We start from the raw sequence: 4,722 nt of genomic DNA on the forward strand, positions 1-4,722 counted from the left end.
TATTGTCAGGAATCTTCAAAGATACAAATGTAAAAATTGTGGATTTAATTTTACAGTATATAAAAGAGGGGGTGAATATTCAAAAACAATCAGAAAAAAAGCGCTTCAACTTTATCTTGAAGGCTTGAGCTTTAGATCAATCGGCAGGATTTTAGACGTTAGCAATGTCACTATTTTGAATTGGATTCGTAGTTTTGGTCAAGAAGTACAATCGTTACAGTGTGAATCTAAGGAAATAAAAGTGGGAGAGTTAGATGAAATGCACAGTTATATAGGGAGTAAAAAAAACACTGTTGGATCTGGATTGCTGTTGATAGATTTGGAAAAAGATTCATCAATTTCGTTATTGGTGACAGAAGTTATCAAACTGCAGAAGAGTTTTGGGAAACAATAAAACAACACAAAATGGAGAAGATCGCAAGTGATCACTGGAAAAGCTACCAAAGCTTGTTCCTAAAGAGAAGCATCTTCAGACAAAAGCAGAAACATTTCAAGAATGAGAAGAAAGTCCAAATGCTATTCTAAAAAAATAGAAATGCTCAGATTATCGATACTTCTCTTAATACAACATCGTAATAAAACACTATCTAATTTGATTATCAATACCCTGTTTTTCGTTGAGATATAATTTATAAAGATCTACCCTTCGGTCTTTTCGGATCTGTACAGAACCGTTGTGGTGGAGTTCCTTGAGCAGGTTAATGTCTAAATCTACGATCAAAGTCATCTCCGTATTGGGAGGGGACTCACCTTTTATAGCATTTGAGGGGAAGGCAAAATCTGAAGGGGTAAATACTGCGGCTTGCCCAAATTGTATGTCCATGTTACGTACACCGGGTAAGTTGCCCACACAACCTGCAATGGCTACATAGCATTCGTTTTCTATCGCTCTGGCCGCAGCACAAGTTCGTACGCGGGTGTAAGCATTTTGAGTATCTGTTAAATAGGGTACAAATAATATATTCATATCTTGGTCCGCCAAAATTCTGGAAAGTTCTGGGAACTCAACATCATAACAGACTATAATACCGATCTTACCACAGTCTGTATCGAAAGCTTTGAGGCTATCACCTCCAATCATTCCATAAAAATTGCGCTCATTAGGGGTAATATGAATTTTTCTATATTCATCCCTTTTACCATCCCGGTGAAGCAAATACCCCACATTATAAAGATTACCCTTTTCTAATACAGGCATGCTCCCAGAAATAATATTGACATTGTAGCTTACAGCCAGTTCAGCGATTTTATCTACTATCTCTTGGGTAAGCTTGGCTAATTCTTCCATAGCTTCTCTTTCGTTTAGATGATCAAAGGCTGCAAGGAGGGGAGCATTGAATAGTTCCGGGAAAACACAAAAATCTGCTTTATAATTACTAATAGAATCTACAAAAAACTCGACCTGTTGATAGAACGCATCAATTTCGCGAAAGGGCCTCATTTGCCATTGTACCAATCCTATACGCACTACACTGTCCTGAATTGTATTTTTTTTCTGGGTGTAGTAAATGTTATTCCACTGTAAAAGAACAGCATATTCTTCGGATTCCGTATCGCCTTTTAGATAGTCTTTAAGTATTTTAATAGGAGAGAAGCTGTTGGAAAGCTGGAAGGTTAATACAGGGTCGTAGATTTCTTTTTTGCTTACTTTATCAATATATTGGCGGGGGCTAAGCTCATGGCTATAGTTATGATAATTGGGAATGCGTCCACCGATGATAATCGATTTTAAATTTTTAATTTCACACAATTCTTTTCTGGCATCGTAGAGTCTACGGCCTAAGCGTAGAGAGCGAAATTCAGGGTGGACAAAAATTTCTATACCATATAAGACATTTCCATTGTTAGTATGGGTATTGAAATTGCCTGCTCCTGTAATTTCGTCGAAATTGTGTTGGTCTCCAAAATATTCATATTGGACGATAATAGATAAGGCCGCAGCCGCTAATCTACCGTCTACGGTAATACATAATTGACCATCTGGAAATATGGAGGTTAATTTTTGAATATTGCGCTTAGCCCAGGTATTGTCTTCTATATCAGAATAAGCTTCCTGCATAGAGGTCACGAGTTCATCATAATCGGTTAAGCTTAATTTTCGAATCTCTATTTGCATAAAAACTATATATTGCAATGCATAAAGTTAACCAATTTATCTTTATTAAGGCTGTTAAACGTTTATAAAAAAATCATAAATATTAGGAAATATTACAGTCTTTAAGTTAATTTAAACAACTTATATTAATTAAATTATACTTTTATAAAAATAATGGTGAAGTTGTTTAAACTTTTAAAAAAGTAAAAGAGTTCGGAGAAAAATAGCAAATTTGAATTGCAAATCAAATAACTAATAAGCTAGAACCCTTCAGCAAAGATAAAATAGAACAATGGATTTTATAGATAAGGCAATACGCAAAATATCAGGAAGATTATTTTCAATAAGGTCCCATTTTATAGTATCTTTAAATAAATCATCAATATGCTGAATAGATTACCCAACAATTATTAAATATGAAAATGGGGATAGAAGTTTAATATTTCCGATTAATAATAATAAGGTATCCGGATTATTTGAAGGAGTTCTAATGAAAGATGATAAAAATGTATATTTTGTCGTATTGAGTGAAAAAGATTATGATGGATATAATGAAGCTGTAAAAATATTTTCTGAAGCTTACAAGAAATATAAATCGAATGGGTTGCTTTCATCAAATTTATCTTTACAAACAGATGTAGATAGCCAAAGTAACGTTTCTACTAAGATGCTCCCGACATACTATCTCAAAGGTCAAAAATAATAATAAAAAAGTTTTGGATAAAATTCTAATTAATAGTAAATTGCCATACACCAATCACAAAATTCTCTCAATATGAAAAAATATACCTATTCCTCTTTTCAATAAGAAACTTTAATTCTTTTTAAGAATCCGTTATCCAAAAGTAAAAACTACTATTTCTAGATAGTAGAAATAGTAGGATATCAAAAACATACTAATACTAAAAACACATAAATATGAATTTAAAATCAATTTTTTATTCTTTATCTCTGATTTCTCTTATATGTTGTAATCAAAGAGATGAATTACTTAATCCTAATCATATATCCCCTCCAAATTTTAGGACTGCTGATTTTGGATTTAATAAGGATCTTAATATGGGGAGGCTCAAAGTTTAGAGTAATTAAAAAATAAAAAATTAGATATGAAAATTAAAAATATTTTTGCTATCGTCTTTTTGTTAAGTGCAATTATGACCTATGCACAAAATCAGGATTTAGGAAGGAATAATCTTACTCATTTTTTTAAAATAGAAATTTTTGCTGATAAACTAGCTATAGGATATGAAATACCTTTAGATAATAAGTTTTTGCTCGATTTAAGCACAGGTATTGGAGCTGCCAATGATCTTAGAGATGGATCTAAAGGAATTAAATGGGTAGATAATGGGACATCTTATTTAGGTATATTCTTAAAAGGTCAAGTACGATACTTTTTTAATAGAGAAATCAGAGAAAATAAAGGCCATTCTTTAATTAATAATGCCGGTAGTTTTTTAGGGCTTCAGTCTAAATTTAATTTTAATGGTAACAAAGATATTGGAAAAGTGTTGCTAAATGAATTACACTTTGGTCAGCAATTACCATTGGGTAAAAACTTATTTTTCAGATATCATGTAGGGGTAGGTTATGGATATAATTTTGGAGAGAAATATGGTTCAATTTATCCAGGATTAGGATTGACTTTTGGTTATGCATTTTAAAAATTAATGATTTACAAGGCTATTCAAAATTGAGTAGCCTTTCTAAATCATATTTTAATTAATTATTGATTATGAATTTTAAGTTATTTTTTACCTATATATTAATGTTAATTAATTTCATCTTGTATTACTACTGCAAGTTATAATTTGTTTAGTGGACGAGCAGATAATAAAGTTGAAATATACAGGGATAAAAAATACATCTTGATAAATAATAATATATTAACAAGTGATGATAGTTTTAACAAATAAAATTAATCAAAGTTTCTCCGATTTAATTGGAGATAATTTTTTTATTAGATCTTCAAATTTCTTTTTAGAGTTTGATAATAGTTTCTTTATTAAAAAACTTAAAAGGAATTAAAGAAACATCAAATGCAGATTATTTAATTCTTGTAAGAACTTTTGGAAAAAATAACAAGACTTTAGAAAGAGTCTTAGATAAAAGTTGGCCATTTTGAACGCCTATGAGGTCACTAGGCTAACTTAAATACACAATCATGTCAAAATTACTACATTAAAAATAACTGTTTAACATAGGTATCCTTGCCGTACCTCTTATTTTTTAGCAGCGCAGCAATCCCATATAAAAGGAAAAATTGTGAATGAAAATAATATTGTGGTGGAATTTGCAAACATCACACTCTTAACAAGAGATTCTATTCCAGTTAAAAGAGAAGTTTCTAACAGGCAAGGTTTGTTTGATATAGTAGCTTTTAAGGGTAAATATATTTTACAAGTAAAGTTAGTTTTTTCTAAGTTTATTGATGTAGAAGGCGACCTGAATTGGGGGAACATACCCGTAGAAAAAAGAATATAGAAGAAGTAGGGATTGAAGGTGTAGGCTTCCCTTTTTTAGTACGATTTAAAATTAGACAATTTTTCATATTGTACCCAATTTATTTTCTGTTAATTTATAACAGCAAGTTTCTGTTTTTCCTTTTCTCTGTATTTCACAGGAGA

5 protein-coding genes and 1 pseudogene are annotated in these 4,722 nt (G+C 31.1%); 4 read left to right on the forward strand and 2 right to left on the reverse strand.

Annotated elements, in window-relative coordinates:
- Position 1: 1 nt before the first annotated feature.
- A pseudogene (locus GNY06_RS01605) lies at positions 2 to 628 on the forward strand (IS1 family transposase).
- Here GNY06_RS01605 and GNY06_RS01610 read toward each other — a convergent pair.
- Positions 584 to 2,116, reverse strand: coding sequence for a carbon-nitrogen hydrolase family protein (locus tag GNY06_RS01610; RefSeq protein WP_166518499.1), 1,533 nt, complete (start codon positions 2,114 to 2,116; stop codon positions 584 to 586). The pseudogene GNY06_RS01605 and the gene GNY06_RS01610 overlap by 45 nt on opposite strands.
- 249 nt (positions 2,117 to 2,365) lie before the next feature.
- Positions 2,366 to 2,488: a Tn3 family transposase gene (locus tag GNY06_RS15040; RefSeq protein ID WP_166518503.1), complete on the reverse strand. Its 123-nt coding sequence runs from the start codon at positions 2,486 to 2,488 to the stop codon at positions 2,366 to 2,368.
- A 97-nt stretch (positions 2,489 to 2,585) separates the two neighbouring features.
- Between GNY06_RS15040 and GNY06_RS01620 the strand changes: the two genes are divergently transcribed.
- The 3 genes from GNY06_RS01620 (at position 2,586) to GNY06_RS01630 (ending at position 4,579) form a co-directional block, all read left to right on the forward strand.
- The gene (locus tag GNY06_RS01620) at positions 2,586 to 2,798 is read left to right on the forward strand and encodes a hypothetical protein (RefSeq protein WP_166518500.1); all 213 of its coding nucleotides are present in this window, start codon (positions 2,586 to 2,588) and stop codon (positions 2,796 to 2,798) included.
- 403 nt (positions 2,799 to 3,201) lie between these two features.
- Positions 3,202 to 3,759, forward strand: coding sequence for a hypothetical protein (locus GNY06_RS01625; protein ID WP_166518501.1), 558 nt, complete (start codon positions 3,202 to 3,204; stop codon positions 3,757 to 3,759).
- 601 nt (positions 3,760 to 4,360) lie between these two features.
- Positions 4,361 to 4,579, forward strand: a complete 219-nt coding sequence (locus tag GNY06_RS01630) for a hypothetical protein (RefSeq protein ID WP_166518502.1) — start codon at positions 4,361 to 4,363, stop codon at positions 4,577 to 4,579.
- Positions 4,580 to 4,722: the final 143 nt, after the last annotated feature.

It is taken from the genome of Elizabethkingia argenteiflava, assembly GCF_009904105.1.
Lineage (GTDB): Bacteria > Bacteroidota > Bacteroidia > Flavobacteriales > Weeksellaceae > Elizabethkingia > Elizabethkingia argenteiflava.